Source organism: Candidatus Megaera polyxenophila (genome assembly GCF_029982035.1).
Classification (GTDB): domain Bacteria; phylum Pseudomonadota; class Alphaproteobacteria; order Rickettsiales; family Rickettsiaceae; genus Megaera; species Megaera polyxenophila.
The window spans coordinates 17,381-33,594 of the sequence record NZ_CP104166.1 but is presented as its reverse complement, the minus strand read 5'-3'; the positions used below and the strand labels follow the sequence as shown (position 1 = coordinate 33,594).

Genomic DNA, 16,214 nt, shown 5'->3' with positions numbered 1-16,214 from the left:
CAAAAATTTAGAATTTTGACGGAAAGACTTGATAGTATGAATTAATCACTACAACTTTAGCTTTTAATAAATGTTTCTCCCAGATATACCTCCCGTACTTTTGTATTATCAATAATTTCGCTTGGTATTCCATGCATCAGAATTTTACCATCATATATGATATATGCACGGTCAACTATATCCAGCGTTTCCCGAACGTTATGATCGGTAATCAGAATGCCAATATTACGCTCTTTTAGGTGGGATACTAGGTTTTTTATGTCGTTAACAGCAATTGGATCTATTCCAGCAAGAGGTTCATCTAGTAATATAAAATCAGGGTTTGAAGCAAGGCTTCGTGCTATCTCAAGACGTCTGCGTTCTCCCCCTGACAAAGTGGTTGCTATTTTATTTTGTAAGTGACTTATAGAAAATTCATCGAGCAGTTTGGAAGCTTTTTCTTCTATTTCTTCTTTGGTAAAATTTTTAACCTCTAGGATTGCTTTGATATTGTTTTTAACAGTCAATCCTCTGAAAATCGAAGATTCTTGTGGTAAATAACTGATACCCAGCCTAGCCCTCAGATATATAGGTAAATTAGTAATATCATGGTCTCCTAAGCCAAGTCTTCCATTATCTGTCTTTGTTATACCTATTATTATGCTAAATAAGGTGGTTTTGCCCGCACCGTTAGGGCCTAGTAAGCCTACAGCTTCTCCTTGTTTTAAATCAATAGAAACATCTTGTAAAACTGGTTTTTTATTATATGATTTCGAAATATTCTGAGCTACTAATTTATTTTTCATTATTTTGCTTAGTTATCGATTGAAACTTGGTGAAATATACCATTTTATCGCTAACTAGTATATATTTATCTTTTTGCAGGTTTACATTACCTTTAAGAGTTAATTTTTGTAAGGCTACAATATATTCACCGCTATTTGCAGTTACTACTTCGTTGTTAAGTTTTTTTATGGCTTTTAAATTACCTGGTATTTCAATTTTGGTAATTGATTTTTTATTATCATTATTGGCGTAGTATATTTTTAAGTAATCAGTTTTAAGTATTAGGTCATCAAATATTACAGTTACCGAACCTTTAAAATTAGCAGTAAGGTTATTATTATCTACCTTCAAAAAGTCTGAAGTTATGATTATATCCGAATGAATTATTTTCTCAGAACCTTGATTTGCCAGCGTATAAGAATACGGATTAATAACGAAGATTATCAAAAACAGGATTTTATACCATGTTCTGATTATGGTAAGGGTACTAAAATTAAAAATCATTGGCATTAAATGTGGACACCACCTCACCTTCAAAATTTATTATATTATTTGAATCATCGCTATAAAAATTTAAAGCTGTAACTGTTGAATTTTGGTAAGTAACTTCGACAGGATCTTCACTAGATGCGAGATTTGAGTTTAAATTGAAATTTACTTTGTTACCGGTTAGCTCAAAATTATTAAACACAATCTTAACGTTTTCCGATAACACAAGAAGGTTGGTGGTTTCGTCAAGTAAACCATTGTCTGCAACGATATGTAAATTATCTTCTGATAGCTTATGGATTGCATCAATAGTGCTTAAATTATAAATGTTATCGTTTTGTTTTGTGATGACTTTAGCTATAATTGTATAAGGTAAGTTATTTTTATTTAATCCTTCAAGAATGGAATTGTTAATATTAAAGTCAAATTCTTTAGGGATATGCCTATTTTTATTAACTTCAATTTCTTCTGCAACAACTCTTTTTTCTTTCTCGTGGGAAACCCAAAATACTAAAAATAACACAAAAATCCCTGATAGTAAAAATAGGTATTTTAGAACTTTAGTTTTTCTAAGAGCGGAATTAATATTCTTCATATTTAAACAACCCCAGCCTTTAGAATATCGTGAATATGAATAATACCTACCACCTTATTATTACTAGTAATCGGTAAAATGGTAATTGAGTTGCTATTCATTATGGCCAAGGCTTCGCTAGCTAGAATATTTGATTCCACAGATATTGGCAAACTAGTCATAAGATTTTTAGCTTTTAATGTTTTAAGGTCTTTATCTATATTTCTTCTTAAATCACCGTCTGTAATAATTCCAATTAATTTCTGGGTAGTATCTATTACTATAGCACATCCTAGCTTTTTTTCTGCCATTACCCCTGTTACGTCAAAAAAGGAATTATCTGGTTCAACCAAAGGAATGGAAGTACCAGTAAGCATTAAATCCTTGATTTTAATTAAAGTAGCCCCAATTTTCCCACCCGGGTGAAAAGTAAGGAAATCATCTTTAGAAAAACCTTTTGCTTCATGAAGAGAAACCATAATAGCATCGCCTAAGGCGAGCATCATAAGAGCAGAAGTTGTAGGTGCTGATAATAGTGATGCTTCTTTGATTGTTGGAATGGTAAGTAGAAAATCACTATTTTTTGCAAGGGTTGAATCTGGATTCATTGTAGCTGCGATAATCTTAATAGCAAATCTTTTACAATAATTAATTGTATCAAATAATTCCCTACTTTCTCCAGAATTAGAAAGCATAAATACCATATCAGATTGTGTTATCATACCAAGGTCACCATGGCTAGCTTCTGCAGGGTGAATATAAAATGCCGGAGTACCTGTTGATGCAAGTGAAGAGGCTATTTTCCTAGCAATATAGCCGCTTTTGCCTATACCAAGTATAATTAACCTTCCTTTTAACCTTAAAATTGATTCTACCACTTTTGAAAAATCACGAGGAATTTGTGATTCAAGAATGCTTAAGGCAATAGCTTCTTCCTGGATTACTCTCTGAGCTGTTTTATAAAAATTCATTTTGTTGTACTATGTGAAAATATATCAATTTCGTTCCAGCCCATTAAATCTAAATCTACTCTGGTAGGCAGGAATTCAAATAATTTATAAGCAATATCCTTTCTATTCTCGGCAATAAGCATTTTGGTTAATATTTCCTTGAGCGAATGTAAATATATAACATCTTTGGAAGCATACTCTTTCTGTTCTTCACTAAGCTGCTCAGTTCCCCAATAAGAAGATTGCTGTTGTTTTGAAATATTAATTCCAAGTAGTTCTCTGCATAAATCTTTTAAGCCATGATATTCTGTATAAGTTCTAACTAATATAGAAGCAATTTTAGTGCAAAAAATATTTGATAATTCAATACCGAGGTATTTTTTTATTATAGCTAAATCAAACCGAGCAAAATGAAAAATTTTTTCTCGATTTTTATCTAGTAATAAATTTTTTAGATTTGGAGCATCATAATTATCTCTAGAGAATTGAACTAAGTAAGCATCTCCATCACCGTTACTAAGTTGAAGGACACATAAACGATCCCGATTTAAATCTAGGCCCATAGTTTCTGTATCTATTGCAATATCACCTGGTAGCTGAAAATTAGACGGTAAATCGTTATGAAAAACTATGACTCTTATAATAACCTCCTAAATTAAAACTTATTCGCTTCTCTTTCTATCTATTAATTCTTTTTTAAATACCTGCTCATTCGGAGCAATAACGCCTAGAATATTTCGTACTTTTTCATCAAGCATATCTATATCTAATGATTCTGGCCTTAGTAATTTAGCTCTATTTTCTATTTCTAATCTTTCAGCCCTTAACATATCTAGCTTAGTATGCGTACTTTCCAATTCTGCTTGAAGTTTAAAGTATGCTACTACCCCTCTGTTACCATAAATGGAATGAAAGGTAAAATATAATAACAAAACTAATATTATTATATTAAAAACTGCCTTTCTTGTAAGTTGTATAGTTTTTAACTGACTTTTCTTTATCATTAAACTAATTTATTTCATGAGTATTATATCTCAAATTACTCTATTTGGCTATGTAAATAAAAGGCTACAATAGGTGCGGTAAGTATTATGCTGTCAAATCTGTCAAGCATTCCGCCGTGACCTGGTATTATATTACCGCTATCTTTAATTTTAAATTTTCTTTTGAAATAGGAGATAAATAAATCACTTACTTGAGCACCGACAGCTAGAATTCCAAATTGACCAATTAGTATAAAATCAGAAATTTGTCCGTAAGAAGGAATCTTATAAGCTGGCATTAACCTTAACAATAATGGAAGCAACATAGCTGCGGTTACACCCCCTAAGAGCCCTGATATAGTTTTTTTAGGACTTAAAACAGGAGCGAGTTTTGGCCCTTGTAGCCACTTTCCTACAAACATAGCAAAGGAATCTACGGACCAAATGATTGTAAAAAAAGTCGCTAATAACCACCCGTTATAATCAATATTAGAGATATAAAGTAAGGAAGCTATAGGCATCGGAATTATTACAAGCCCGGAATACAAATAACTTCTATTTGAGTAAGTCATTTCATACCATTCTACAAGCATTATTGCTGCAATTATAAGAATTAATATAAAAAATAAAGGTCTAATAAAAAAGATTGCTGTTATAAAAACTAAACCTATAAAAAGGGCGGAAATAATTCTAAGTTGTAAATTTGAAGAATTTTGCAATAAATCCTTTTTCATTTATCTTCCTCCAAAATTTCTTTTTCTCCTTGAATAATCTTCAATTGCTACTTTTAAATCATCAATAGAGAAATCTGGCCAGAATTTATCAATAAAGTATAGTTCAGCATAAGCAGCTTGCCATAACAGAAAATTGCTCATTCTAAAAAAACCACCTGTTCTTATATATAGATCAACATCGGGCATTTCTTTGTCATACAAGAATTGACTAAAAATTTCTTCGGATATTTGTTTTATACCAGAATTAACGATATTTTGGCAAGCGTGGACTATTTCCTCTCTACTCCCGTAGCTAAAAGCCAAACAAACCGTCATCTTATCATTATTCTTAGTGAGTTCGGCAGCATGAAGTATTTTATTTTTTAGATCGCTATTTATTTTATCTAAATTACCAACTATTTTAAGCCTAATTTGGTGCTTATGAAGAGTTTTGATTTCATTTTCAACATAATAGTTCAGTAACTTCATTAATAAAGATATTTCATCCTTAGGTCTTTGCCAATTTTCTGAGGAGAAAGTATATAAAGTAACGTAAGGAATATTAAGTTCTAAAATCTGCAGGATCAGTTCTTTTGCAACTTCTGCCCCTTTTTTATGTCCTTCAGCTTTCGATAAATTGCAAGAAGTAGCCCACCTGGCATTACCATCCATGATGATTGCAAGATGTTTAATATTATGATTTATATTAAAAGTATTATCGGTTAAATTATCAGTCATTTTTTATTTTAATCTGGTTGTAATTAATCAGCTAATTTAGGAATTTTGATTTTTACCAGCAGTCCCTTTAAAGTTTTACTTTCTGCTAAACTTATTGACCCATAATGCCCAGTTATTATTTCTTTTGTAATAGCAAGTCCTAGTCCCACATTTGTTGAATCTTCAAAGGTTCTGGCTTTATTTCCTCGATAAAAAGGCTTAAATACGTGATTTTTTTCTATATTATCAATTCCTTTGCCATTATCTTCTACAGTTATAAATGCGTTATCATTTTGTGAATATACAGAAATTTTTATTTTTGTTGAGTATTTTGTTGCATTACTAATTATATTGTTTAAAGCTCGGGTAAAAGAATAGATTTTAATTTGGGCAAATATATTATTTTTTTTCTGTTCTAACTCGATATTGCTTTTATTCCAGGATAATTTTATATAATCCGATACCCATTTATTTAGCTCAACTTTGCTAAAACTTTCTCCACCTTCTCCTCTTGCAAAATCCAGATAAGAAGAAATCATATATTGCATACTATTAATATCGTGATTTAATTCTTCTTTTTCTTCTGAATCATCCATTAATTCCACCTGTAATTTCATACGAGTCAAAGGGGTTTTTAAATCATGTGAAATCATGGCTAACATTTGAGTTCTTTTAGCAGTTTGGCGTTCTATCCTATCTTTCATTTTTAAGAAAGCAATTCCTGCTTTTCTTATTTCTCTTGCTCCTGATGGTTTATACTCTGGCATCTTCTCACCTCGACCATATTTTTCAGCTGCGTTAGTCAATTCTAAAATTGATTTGATTTGATTTTTAGAAAAGATGAGTGAAACAGCAAGAAGTATTATAGTTAAAAATATTATCCAAAGCGCAAAGATATAGGTGGTAGGATTAAGTAAAGTTTTAGCGGGTATAGTAATAATTAATAGATTTTTGGGAATTTCTATTAAAACTTTTATTTTACCATTTTCATCTAAAAACACCTCGTGTTTGTAGTTAATTTTTTTGCTTAAATTTTTTTGAAAAATTTCTAATTCTTCAGAATTATTTTGCGTGGTTGTGTTTATTTTTTTATTAGGCTCTAAAATGTAGGAAAGGTTCAGATAATTTTTGATTTGATTCTTATTTTGATAAACAGTTTCTTGTTGTAGGAGGGATTCTATTTCAGAAGCTAATAATGAACTGGTATGATAAGATACATTATACCAATGTCTCTCGTAAAATAAATGCAAGGCAATGGATTGCCCGATTAAGCTTGGAATTATTATAATAAGAATAAATCTTGATAATAGACTTTTTGGGATAAGCTTCTTTTTAATAAGATAAAATAGGTTAAATTTAGATGTATAGCGCATAACCTAAATTTCGGATTGTTTTTAGATATTTAGGGATTTTAGGATCTGGTTCTAGTTTATTTCTAAGGCGTACAATTTGTACATCTATGGATCTTGGATTCAAACCACCCATTTTAACAGAAAGGTCGTCTCTGCTTATTACTTCATTTCTAGATGCTATTAGCAGATCAAGAAGTTTTTGTTCAGTGGAGCTCAAAGCAATAGCCTGATCATTGCTAGTTAAATTTTTTGTTGATAAATCGTATAAACAATTTCCGATTCTAGCAATTTGCTGTTCTTTTTTGTAAAGATTATGAGAAGTTATTAAGTTGTTAATTCTAAGAAGCAATTCTTTGGGTTCAAATGGTTTTGTTAAATAATCTTTAGCTCCAGCTTCTAATCCCTTAACTCTATCTTCTGGTTCAGAAAGTGCAGTAAGCATAATTATTGGAAGAGCTTTTTTGCTTTCTTTTATTTTTTCTGCAAATTCTAGACCGGTTATTTCCGGCATCATAACATCCAGTATTATTAAATCAAAAACAAAGTTTTCAAGTAATTCAAATGCTTCTGTTGAAGAAATTGCAGTAGATACTAAGAAATTATTTTGTTGTAAAAATTTCTTCAAAAGTTTTATGATTCTGGTATCATCGTCCACTACTAAGATATGCGATTTATCATCTCTCATGTTTTTATAACTATGGAAAAATATAAAAGTTATCACAATAATAACTTAAAATTATAGGATTTACAGTGAATTTTATGTTAAATAATAAATTACCCGAGTTTGCGTCTGATTTTGTCTGGGTTAATGGTAAATTTTTTCACTTAAATGAAGCTTATGTCCATGTACTTACCCACAGTCTCCATTATGCCGGAGCTGTGTGGGAGGGAGAACGGGCTTATAACGGAAAAATATTTAAACTAGAAGAGCATACTAACAGATTATTAAAGTCAGCCGAGTATATGGGACTTACACCCCTTAAATATAGCACCCAAGAAATAAATGCTGTTACTTATGAATTACTAGAAAAAAATTCTTTAAAAGATGCTTACATCAGACCGTTAATCTGGCGGGGAGCTGAATCTATGGGAATTTATAATTCTGAGCTTACAGTAAATATACTAATAGCATTGCTCCCTTCTCGATCTGAGTTTTTAAATAACTTAAAATTAAACCTTAGTAGCTGGTGCAAACCAAGCCAAAAAGCTTTCCCGCCACAAGCAAAATCTTCGACTCATTATGGTATGCCTGTGGTATCCCAGATTACAGCCTCAAATAATGGGTATGACGACTCTTTAGTACTGGATGAAGAAGGGTACGTTGCCGAATGCAATGTAGCAAATATTTTTTTTGGCAAAGGTAATAAGCTTGTAACACCAATAGCAGATAGGTTCTTAAATGGTATTACAAGACAAGCGGTTATAGAAATGGTAAAGAGCTTGGAGTTTGAGGTAATTGAATCAAGAATACCACTTGAACATCTTGGCAAATACGAGTATTCATTTATAACCGGTACTGCCAGAGAAATAGGAGGAGTTGGTTCTATTGACTTAGGAAAAATAGTGCATTATTTTCCTGATCCGGAACAAAAAATCAATATGTTACAATCTGAATTTGCAAAATTAGTGGGTAAGTAGATAAATATGGAAAAAAATATATATGAAGGCTTAATTACTGCTTTGATAACACCATTTAAAAATGGAAAAATCGATAAAACTGCCCTTGCAAAATTAATTGAATTTCAGATATCAGCGGGAGTGAAAGGAATAGTTATTGGAGGTAGTACCGGAGAAGGCACTAGTTTACAAGATGAAGATTATTATAATCTGATTAAACTTTCTACTCAAGTAGCAGACAAGAAGATAAATATAATTGCCGGTCTTTCATCTGTTTCAACTGAATATGCTGTAAATAAAGCTAAAATCCTAAATCAATCAGGTATTAATGGTATAATGTGTACTGTTCCTCATTATATAAGGCCAGAACAAGAAGGAATTGTAAATCATTTTCAGCTATTGCATGATAATACTGATTTACCCCTTATATTATATATTCACTTTGGTAGAACAGGAATTGATTTAGCAGATAATACCATTTTAAAGCTGGCAGAATGTAAGCGGATAGTTGCTATTAAAGATGCTGGTGCAGATATTATGCGACCTCTGAGGTTATCTAGGAAATTACCTTCTTATTTTACTATGATGAGCGGTAACGATGAAAATTGTATAGCTTATAGTTCCCATGGAGGTAAGGGATGTATATCGGTTATTTCTAATATATTGCCAAATGAGTGTCAGCAATTACAAAATTATTTAAAAGGTGGCAATTATTTGGAAGCTTTGAAATTGCAGCAAACATTATTCCTAATCTATGAAGCTATGTTTGCAGAAAGTAATCCAATTGGTATTAAATATGCAGCACAATTATTAGGTTTGTGCTCTGAAGAGATAAAATTACCTTTAACTACAGCCAGGTTAAAAACTAAAGAATCGATCAAGAAAATCTTAATAGAATTTGGAAAAATTTGATGTCTGATTATAAGAAAATTATTGCTCAGAATAAAAAAGCTAGTTTTGAATATTTTATTGAAGAAAGGTTTGAAGCAGGCATCATTTTAACTGGTAGTGAGGTAAAATCAATTAGAAACGGTAAAGTTACTATCGCAGATACCCATGCTGCTATGAATAAAAATGAGTTATTTTTGTATAATTGTCATATCGCTGAATATGAACAAGCAGGACGCTTTAATCATTCAACTAAGAGAACAAGAAAATTACTGCTCAAAAAAAAGGAACTACAAAAAATTATTGGTAAAATAAAATTAAAAGGCTACACTTTAATTGCTCTTTCTATGTATTTTAATAAAAAAAATCTTGTAAAAATAGAGCTTGGATTATCTAAGGGCAAAAAGCAGCATGATAAACGACAAGCAATCAAAGACAAAGACTGGGAAAGAGAGCAGGGTAGGGTTTTAAGAGATAAAAAAGGTTTAAGGTAAATGAATATTAGTCCTGATTATTTAATTGAGAGAAAAAGAAATAAGGCACAAATTGCCAGATGGAAAATATTATCCCTGATCCTTTTCTTGGCTATTGCATTTATATCTGGAAATAGAATATTTGGCAGTAAAGACGTATCTTTAAGCTCTAGCGGTATAAAAAGCGATTATATTGCCAGTATTTTGCTGGAAGAAATTATATACGATAATTTAGCAAGAGTAAGAAAACTTGAAAAACTTGCTGAAGATAAGCATGTAAAAGCAGTAATAATTCATATTAACTCGCCTGGGGGTAGTGTCGTTGGATCAGAAATGTTATACGATGCTTTTAGGAAGATTGCTAAAAATAAGCCGGTAGTAGTCGTCATGGATTCGGTAGCGGCATCCGGTGGCTATTTGATAGCACTCGGAGCTGATTATATAATAGCGCATAACGGGACGATTACCGGATCGATAGGTGTTTTAATGGAAATGGCAGAAATTACAGAATTGGCGGAAAGAATAGGGATAAAGTTCAATAATTTTAAGTCTAGTGACTTAAAAGGAAATCCTAGTTTTACGGAAAAATTAACACCAGAAGCGGAGAAGGCAGTTATGGACAACATATTTGATGTATATGATTATTTTACTGAACTAGTAGCTAAAAGACGTAATTTAGACCTTGATTTCGTAAAAAAAATTGCAGATGGTAGAATTTATTCTGCTAAGTTAGCTTTGAAGTATAAATTGATCGATGAAATAGGAAATGAGGATTCAGCAGTAAAATGGCTCGAGGAGCAAAGGGGAATAGCAAAAGACTTAAAAATTTCTGAAATAAAATTAAACCCTCGGGATAAATTTATAGATATGTTTTTTGATGATCTAGATAATGCAATTAGAGGATTGTTTTCTGGAAAAATCTTAGGTATTAAATCGATTCTATAAATTTCAACTCTTGGAAAATTATGGCTACAAAAAAAACTTTAATAGAAAAGATTAGAAACAAACTTACTTATTTGTCAGAAGAAGATGCTTATATAGCCGTTGGTTCTGTTCTTGAATATATAAAAGATGAATTAAGTAAAAAGAATCGCATTGAAATTCGAGGGCTAGGCAGTATGTCAATAAGGGAAAAAAGGTACACCGGTCAGGAAAGGAAATATAATACAATTTATTTTCGAATGTCCAAAAATGTTCAAGACTCTCTAAAGTAAATAATTATTAGGTCATTTACTTTAGCATTTTATTAATGATAAAATTTGATTTTATTGCTATTGTAGCGCCAAATTAAAGCCAAATTTATCAGTTTTAGCAAATTGCAAAGTTTATACTATGGATATTACAGAATTCCAGAAAAAATATAATTACGCTGCTGCTACGCAGGTTATGCAACAATACCTGGACATAAGATTTGCCAATCTTGAATGTATGTTGTTATTTCGTATGGGTGATTTTTATGAATTATTCTACGAAGATGCTACAGTAGCTGCTAAGATTCTTGGGCTCGCTCTTACTAGAAGAGGTAAAACTGGCGACGATGAAATACCAATGTGCGGTGTGCCTTTTCATGCTCTTGAGAATTACCTGAACAAGCTGCTTGAGGAAGGCTTTAAAGTAGCTATTTGCGAACAAATGGAAACTCCTGAAGAAGCACGAAAACGTGGAGGATATAAAGCTGTTGTTAGACGTGAGGTTAGCAGGATCATAACTCCTGGTACGTTAATTGAGGAATCGCTATTAGACAGTAATAAGCCGAATTACCTGGCAAGCATTGTAATAGAAAAAAATAATAGTGCTATTTGCTATCTTGACCTATCGACTTCTAAAATTTTTGTCGTAGATATTCCGCCTGATCAAATAATCAATGAAATTACCAGAATAAAACCTAGCGAGGTTCTACTTAGTGATAAATCCCGGTCAGAAATTTTAAGCTCAAACATCGAAACAGCTTTGAATATTCGTATTTCTTTCCAAGTAGATAGTTTTTTTGCTGAGAAAAAATGTAGAAAAATCATAGAGGGTTATTACAATATTGCTTCAGCTGAAGCAATTGGTGAGCTTAATAATAACCAGATAAGTGCAATAGGTAGTGTTCTTGAGTATATATCTTTAACTCAAAAAAGTAATTTACCAAAATTACCTTTCCCCAAAATATTGAATTCTAAAAAATTCATGATTATTGATTCTGGAACACGTCGTAACCTAGAAATTACTTCTTCCTTAAGCGGCGGTATTAAAGGTAGCCTGTTCCATACTATTAATCATACTCTTACTAAAGGGGGAGCGAGGTTATTATATGAATATTTAAGTTCTCCTCTGCTTGAAATAAAAAAAATTAACGCAAGGCTAGCCGTAACTGAATTTTTTTTTAAAAATATCCAATTAACTCATAATATCAGAAAAATATTGCCTAAAACTTCTGATGTAGAACGTTCCCTTACTCGGATTCAGATGCAAAGAAGCTCGCCAAAAGATTTACTTAGCATAAGGGATACAATTTTAATAGCTGAAGAAATAAGGGCCAGTTTTGTAGTAAATAATGGTTTTAATTTACCGGAAAATATAGAAAAACTAGTTGCTCCATTGCTAGGAAATTCAGAAACTGCCGATTTAATTAGTGAGTCCATAAGGGATGATGCTCCAAATATTATCAGCGAAGGGGATATAATAAAACCAACTTTTCACGCCAAAATCAAGGAGTTACAGGATTTAATTAGTAATGGTAGGGTACATATTGATAAGTTAAGAGATAAATATAGACAAGAAACCGGCATAGATAGCCTAAAGATTTCAAATAATAATGTTGTAGGGTTATTTATCGATATTACAGCAAGACATAGCGGTAAAATTACGGATAAAAAATTTATTCATAGGCAGACAACAGCTAATTCTATTCGTTATACTACTGAAGAATTACAAGAACTTGAAAGCAAAATGCTTAATGCAAAAGCAATGTTAGTTGGGCTCGAGAAAGAAATTTATAGCGATATATGTAAAGCAGTTATTGCCAATACCTCACAATTGATTTTATTAGCAACGGCCCTAAATAGGTTAGACGTATTTTTAAATTTTGCTTATATAGCAGAGGAATTTGAATATTGCCTCCCTATTTTGACTACTGAAACCAATTTTGAAGTCCGAGGCGGTAGGCATCCTGTGGTCGAAAGGTTTTTAAAATCTAATAACGAATCATTTACTAAAAATGACTGCAACTTAAATGAAAATGAGAGAATTTGGTTAGTTACCGGGCCGAATATGGCTGGAAAGAGTACCTTTTTGCGTCAAAATGCTATTATAGCAATCTTAGCGCATATAGGAAGTTTTGTACCTGCGGTTAGTGCTACAATAGGAGTAGTAGATAAAATATTTAGCAGAGTCGGAGCAGGGGATGATTTAACAAAGGGGCAATCTACCTTTATGGTGGAAATGCTTGAAACCTCGGCGATATTATCGCAAAGTACAAATAAGTCTCTGGTAATTTTAGATGAAGTAGGGAGGGGTACCTCCACTTATGACGGCGTGGCTATAGCATGGTCAGTACTTGAATATATTCATGATAAAATTAAAGCACGGTGTCTATTTGCTACCCATTATCACGAATTAACAAGTTTAAGCGATATATTTCCTGCTCTTGTTAATTATACTATTTCCATCAGCGATAATGATGGAAAAATACTATTTCTTCATAAAATTATCAAAGGTTTTGCGGATCGTTCTTATGGTGTGCATGTTGCACAAATGGCCGGACTTCCAATTTCGGTAATCAGGCGAGCTAATCAATTGCTTTTGAGGTTTGAAAAAGAAGCAAAAAAATCTAACAAAGAAGCTTGTAGAGGAGAATCACAAAATTTAAACCTATTCGAGCTAGAAAATAAAGAAATCAATAAATATAAGGAAATATATGATTTCTGCGGTCAAATAGATCCTAATGAATTATCACCAAAAGAAGCTTTAGATATTTTATATAAATTAAAAAATTTACTCATTAAAAACCAAGCTCCTACTTTTCCATAAAGAAGGTTACTGATTAATGATTTTACTTCTAGCAGCAGCAACTCTTGCAATCGGCACTCTAAAAGGAGAACAGGATATATAATCAACCCCGGCTTTATGGAAAAAATCAATTGATTGTGGATCACCGGCATGCTCACCACAAACACCGAAGCTTAAAGTATTATTTGTTTTTTTACCTTTTTCAATTGCAGTGTGGACCAAAAATCCTACCCCTTCTTCATCTATGGTGATAAAGGGATCATGATTAAAAATTTTCTGCTCTATATAATCACCCAAAAATGAGCCTGTATCATCCCGTGAAATACCAAGAGTAGTTTGGGTTAGGTCATTTGTGCCGAAACTGAAATAATCAACTAATGGTGAAATTTTATCGGCGGTAAGAGCAGCTCTTGGTAGCTCAATCATTGTTCCAATTTTTATACTAAATTTATGAGAGTATTTTTTTTCTATCTCATTGATGGTTTTGCTGATTAGTTTTTTAATAATCTCTAATTCTTTAAAGTTACTTATCAAAGGAATCATCAATTCAAGATTAGATCTTAATCCTTGCTCAGAGTAGACTTGCCACATTGCCTCTAATATAGCTTCTACTTGCATGCTGTATATCTCAGGGTAGGTGATACCAAGTCTACAACCTCTATGCCCAAGCATCGGATTAATTTCATGCAATACGTGTAAACGGTGATCAATAACTGACTTAGATACCTCCAAGATTCTTGCCAAATTTTCCTTATCTTGATCTATGGTCGGTAAGAATTCATGTAATGGCGGGTCAAGCAACCTGATATTGAGAGGCATATTACCTAAAATTGAAAATAATTCTTTAAAATCAGCTGTTTGCAAAGGTTTTAATTTAGCAATTGCTTTCATTCTATGCTCATAATCCTGAGCAATTATCATCTCCCTAACCAAAGGAATTTTTTCTGCATCAAAAAACATATGTTCGGTTCTACAAAGGCCGATTCCTACTGCACCAAATTTAATAGCCATGCTTGCATCAATAACTGTTTCTGCGTTAGCTCTTACCTGTAGGTTTTTTATTGAATCTGCCCATTTTAAAATAGTCTCAAACTCAGGAGAGAACTGTGGTTCAATAAGGTTAACAGTACCGACCATAATTTTACCGGTAGAACCGTCTAAGGTTATGACTTCACCTTGGTGAACTTTCTGTCCACTACTAGTAATGAAATATTTATCTTTTTCGTTGACAGTAAGACCTTTTACCCCACAAACACATGGTCTTCCCATTCCCCGTGCTACTACCGCTGCATGCGAGGTCATCCCGCCCCGAGCGGTAATAATGCCTTTTGCTACGTGCATACCTTTGATATCTTCCGGACTTGTATCGTTCCTGACTAGAATCACTTTGTGATGATGGGCCAGTTCTTCAGCATCATAAGGGGAAAAAACTGCTATACCTGTTGCTGCGCCTGGAGAAGCTGCTAGGCCTTGAGCAATAATTTCCGGTTTAGCAGAATAGTCAATACCAGTATGGAGGAGCTGGTTTAGTGATTCTGGTTCTATGCGAAGGAGGGCGGCTTCTTTTGTTAAAATTCCTTCATTTACCATATCAACAGCAATTTTAACAGCTGCGGCTGCAGATCTTTTACCTTTTCTGGTTTGCAAAATATAAAGTTTTCCTTCTTCTATAGTAAATTCAATATCTTGCATGTCACCATAATGGCTTTCAAGTTTAGCACAAATTGATAGTAATTCTTCGTAAGCTTTTTGCATTAATTCCTGCATGGAAGTACCATCTTTTTCCTCTTTCGCCAATATTGGCTGGGGGGTTCGAGTGCCAGCTACAACATCTTCCCCTTGGGCATTTATCAAAAATTCACCGAATATTTTTCTCTCACCATCAGCAGGGGATCTAGTGAATACTACTCCCGTAGCAGAGTTATTTCCTTTATTACCAAAAACCATTGATTGGATATTAACTGCTGTACCTAAAATTTCCTGCTCGTTAATATTATTGATTTTTCTGTAATGTATGGCTCTTGGGCTCATCCATGATTTTAAAACAGCTTCAATGGCCTTTATAAGTTGCTCGGTTAAATTGCTCTCGAATTCTTTTCCGGTTAACCTATGAATGTTCTTTTTATAATCTTGAATTACCGCTTTCAGTATTTCCGTAGTTACTTCAGAATCATTGTGGATATTATGATTAATTTTATGATTATCATAGGTATCTTCAAAAATATAAGCAGGGATTTCCAGTACCACAGATCCGTACATTTGAATAAATCTTCGATAGCTATCGTAAGCAAATCGAGGGTTAGAGGTTATCTTCGCAAGGCTTTCTGCTACTTCATCGTTCATTCCCAAATTTAAAATTGTATCCATCATACCTGGCATGGAAATTTTAGCTCCAGAACGGACAGAAACTAATAAAGGGTTTTCTTTAGAACCAAAAACTTTTCCCGTCTCTTTTTCTAACTTATGAATTGCTTGCAGAAGTTCTGCTTCAAAATCAGCCGTTAGTTTATTTCCATGAGAGTAGTAATAAGAACACATGTCAGTTGCAATCGTAAAGCCTGGAGGAATCGGAAGACCAAGATTCGACATTTCGGCAAGGTTAGCTCCTTTGCCGCCAAGCTTATCTTTCATGCTGGCGTCTCCCTCATTATTTCCAGGACCAAAATGATATATAAGCTTATTCATAAGAAATTTTCTAAA

The 16,214-nt window shown here is 32.7% G+C and carries 17 protein-coding genes; 6 read left to right on the top strand and 11 right to left on the bottom strand.

Annotation, left to right across the window (positions count from 1 at the left end; translation table 11 throughout):
• Nucleotides 1–56 precede the first annotated feature (56 nt).
• From lptB to N3Z16_RS00105, 10 genes are read right to left on the bottom strand one after another with little or no spacing between them, the layout of a single operon-like run.
• On the bottom strand, nt 57–785 hold the full coding sequence (lptB, locus tag N3Z16_RS00150; RefSeq protein WP_282486267.1) for an LPS export ABC transporter ATP-binding protein: 729 nt from the start codon (nt 783–785) through the stop codon (nt 57–59).
• The gene (locus N3Z16_RS00145) at nt 775–1,269 is read right to left on the bottom strand and encodes an LptA/OstA family protein (RefSeq protein WP_282486266.1); all 495 of its coding nucleotides are present in this window, start codon (nt 1,267–1,269) and stop codon (nt 775–777) included. Before N3Z16_RS00145 ends, lptB begins: the two co-directional genes overlap by 11 nt.
• Nucleotides 1,259–1,849, bottom strand: a complete 591-nt coding sequence (lptC, locus tag N3Z16_RS00140) for an LPS export ABC transporter periplasmic protein LptC (RefSeq protein ID WP_282486265.1) — start codon at nt 1,847–1,849, stop codon at nt 1,259–1,261. Before lptC ends, N3Z16_RS00145 begins: the two co-directional genes overlap by 11 nt.
• A gap of 2 nt (nt 1,850–1,851) precedes the next feature.
• Nucleotides 1,852–2,799, bottom strand: coding sequence for a KpsF/GutQ family sugar-phosphate isomerase (locus tag N3Z16_RS00135; protein WP_282486264.1), 948 nt, complete (start codon nt 2,797–2,799; stop codon nt 1,852–1,854).
• Entirely contained in the window at nt 2,796–3,419 is a 624-nt protein-coding gene (locus tag N3Z16_RS00130) for a ribonuclease D (RefSeq protein WP_282486989.1), read from the bottom strand. The genes N3Z16_RS00135 and N3Z16_RS00130 overlap by 4 nt, the downstream gene beginning before the upstream one ends.
• A gap of 21 nt (nt 3,420–3,440) precedes the next feature.
• Nucleotides 3,441–3,782: an FtsB family cell division protein gene (locus N3Z16_RS00125; RefSeq protein WP_282486263.1), complete on the bottom strand. Its 342-nt coding sequence runs from the start codon at nt 3,780–3,782 to the stop codon at nt 3,441–3,443.
• A 35-nt stretch (nt 3,783–3,817) separates the two neighbouring features.
• Nucleotides 3,818–4,495 carry a phosphatidate cytidylyltransferase gene (locus N3Z16_RS00120; protein WP_282486262.1) on the bottom strand — a complete coding sequence of 226 codons (678 nt, stop codon included), beginning with the start codon at nt 4,493–4,495 and terminating at the stop codon, nt 3,818–3,820.
• A complete protein-coding gene (uppS, locus tag N3Z16_RS00115; protein WP_282486261.1) occupies nt 4,496–5,212 on the bottom strand; it encodes a polyprenyl diphosphate synthase in 717 nt (238 codons plus the stop codon).
• Nucleotides 5,213–5,235: 23 nt separating this feature from the next.
• Entirely contained in the window at nt 5,236–6,564 is a 1,329-nt protein-coding gene (locus tag N3Z16_RS00110; protein ID WP_282486260.1) for an ATP-binding protein, read from the bottom strand.
• Nucleotides 6,548–7,228 carry a response regulator transcription factor gene (locus N3Z16_RS00105; protein WP_282486259.1) on the bottom strand — a complete coding sequence of 227 codons (681 nt, stop codon included), beginning with the start codon at nt 7,226–7,228 and terminating at the stop codon, nt 6,548–6,550. The genes N3Z16_RS00110 and N3Z16_RS00105 overlap by 17 nt, the downstream gene beginning before the upstream one ends.
• 74 nt (nt 7,229–7,302) lie before the next feature.
• Between N3Z16_RS00105 and N3Z16_RS00100 the strand changes: the two genes are divergently transcribed.
• The 6 genes from N3Z16_RS00100 to mutS all read left to right on the top strand — a co-directional run bounded on the left by N3Z16_RS00100 (nt 7,303) and on the right by mutS (nt 13,535).
• Nucleotides 7,303–8,181 (top strand): aminotransferase class IV, encoded by an 879-nt coding sequence (locus N3Z16_RS00100; RefSeq protein ID WP_282486258.1) that lies wholly within the window; start codon nt 7,303–7,305, stop codon nt 8,179–8,181.
• A 6-nt stretch (nt 8,182–8,187) separates the two neighbouring features.
• Nucleotides 8,188–9,072 (top strand): 4-hydroxy-tetrahydrodipicolinate synthase, encoded by an 885-nt coding sequence (gene dapA, locus N3Z16_RS00095; RefSeq protein ID WP_282486256.1) that lies wholly within the window; start codon nt 8,188–8,190, stop codon nt 9,070–9,072.
• Nucleotides 9,072–9,542: an SsrA-binding protein SmpB gene (smpB, locus tag N3Z16_RS00090; protein WP_282486255.1), complete on the top strand. Its 471-nt coding sequence runs from the start codon at nt 9,072–9,074 to the stop codon at nt 9,540–9,542. Before dapA ends, smpB begins: the two co-directional genes overlap by 1 nt.
• Nucleotides 9,543–10,466, top strand: a complete 924-nt coding sequence (sppA, locus tag N3Z16_RS00085) for a signal peptide peptidase SppA (RefSeq protein ID WP_282486254.1) — start codon at nt 9,543–9,545, stop codon at nt 10,464–10,466.
• 20 nt (nt 10,467–10,486) lie between these two features.
• On the top strand, nt 10,487–10,735 hold the full coding sequence (locus N3Z16_RS00080; protein ID WP_223939132.1) for an HU family DNA-binding protein: 249 nt from the start codon (nt 10,487–10,489) through the stop codon (nt 10,733–10,735).
• A 118-nt stretch (nt 10,736–10,853) separates the two neighbouring features.
• Nucleotides 10,854–13,535, top strand: a complete 2,682-nt coding sequence (mutS, locus tag N3Z16_RS00075) for a DNA mismatch repair protein MutS (RefSeq protein WP_282486252.1) — start codon at nt 10,854–10,856, stop codon at nt 13,533–13,535.
• A 6-nt stretch (nt 13,536–13,541) separates the two neighbouring features.
• On the opposite strand, the gene ppdK is transcribed toward mutS, so the two are convergent.
• Nucleotides 13,542–16,199 carry a pyruvate, phosphate dikinase gene (gene ppdK / locus N3Z16_RS00070; RefSeq protein ID WP_282486251.1) on the bottom strand — a complete coding sequence of 886 codons (2,658 nt, stop codon included), beginning with the start codon at nt 16,197–16,199 and terminating at the stop codon, nt 13,542–13,544.
• Between the last annotated feature and the right edge of the window lie 15 nt (nt 16,200–16,214).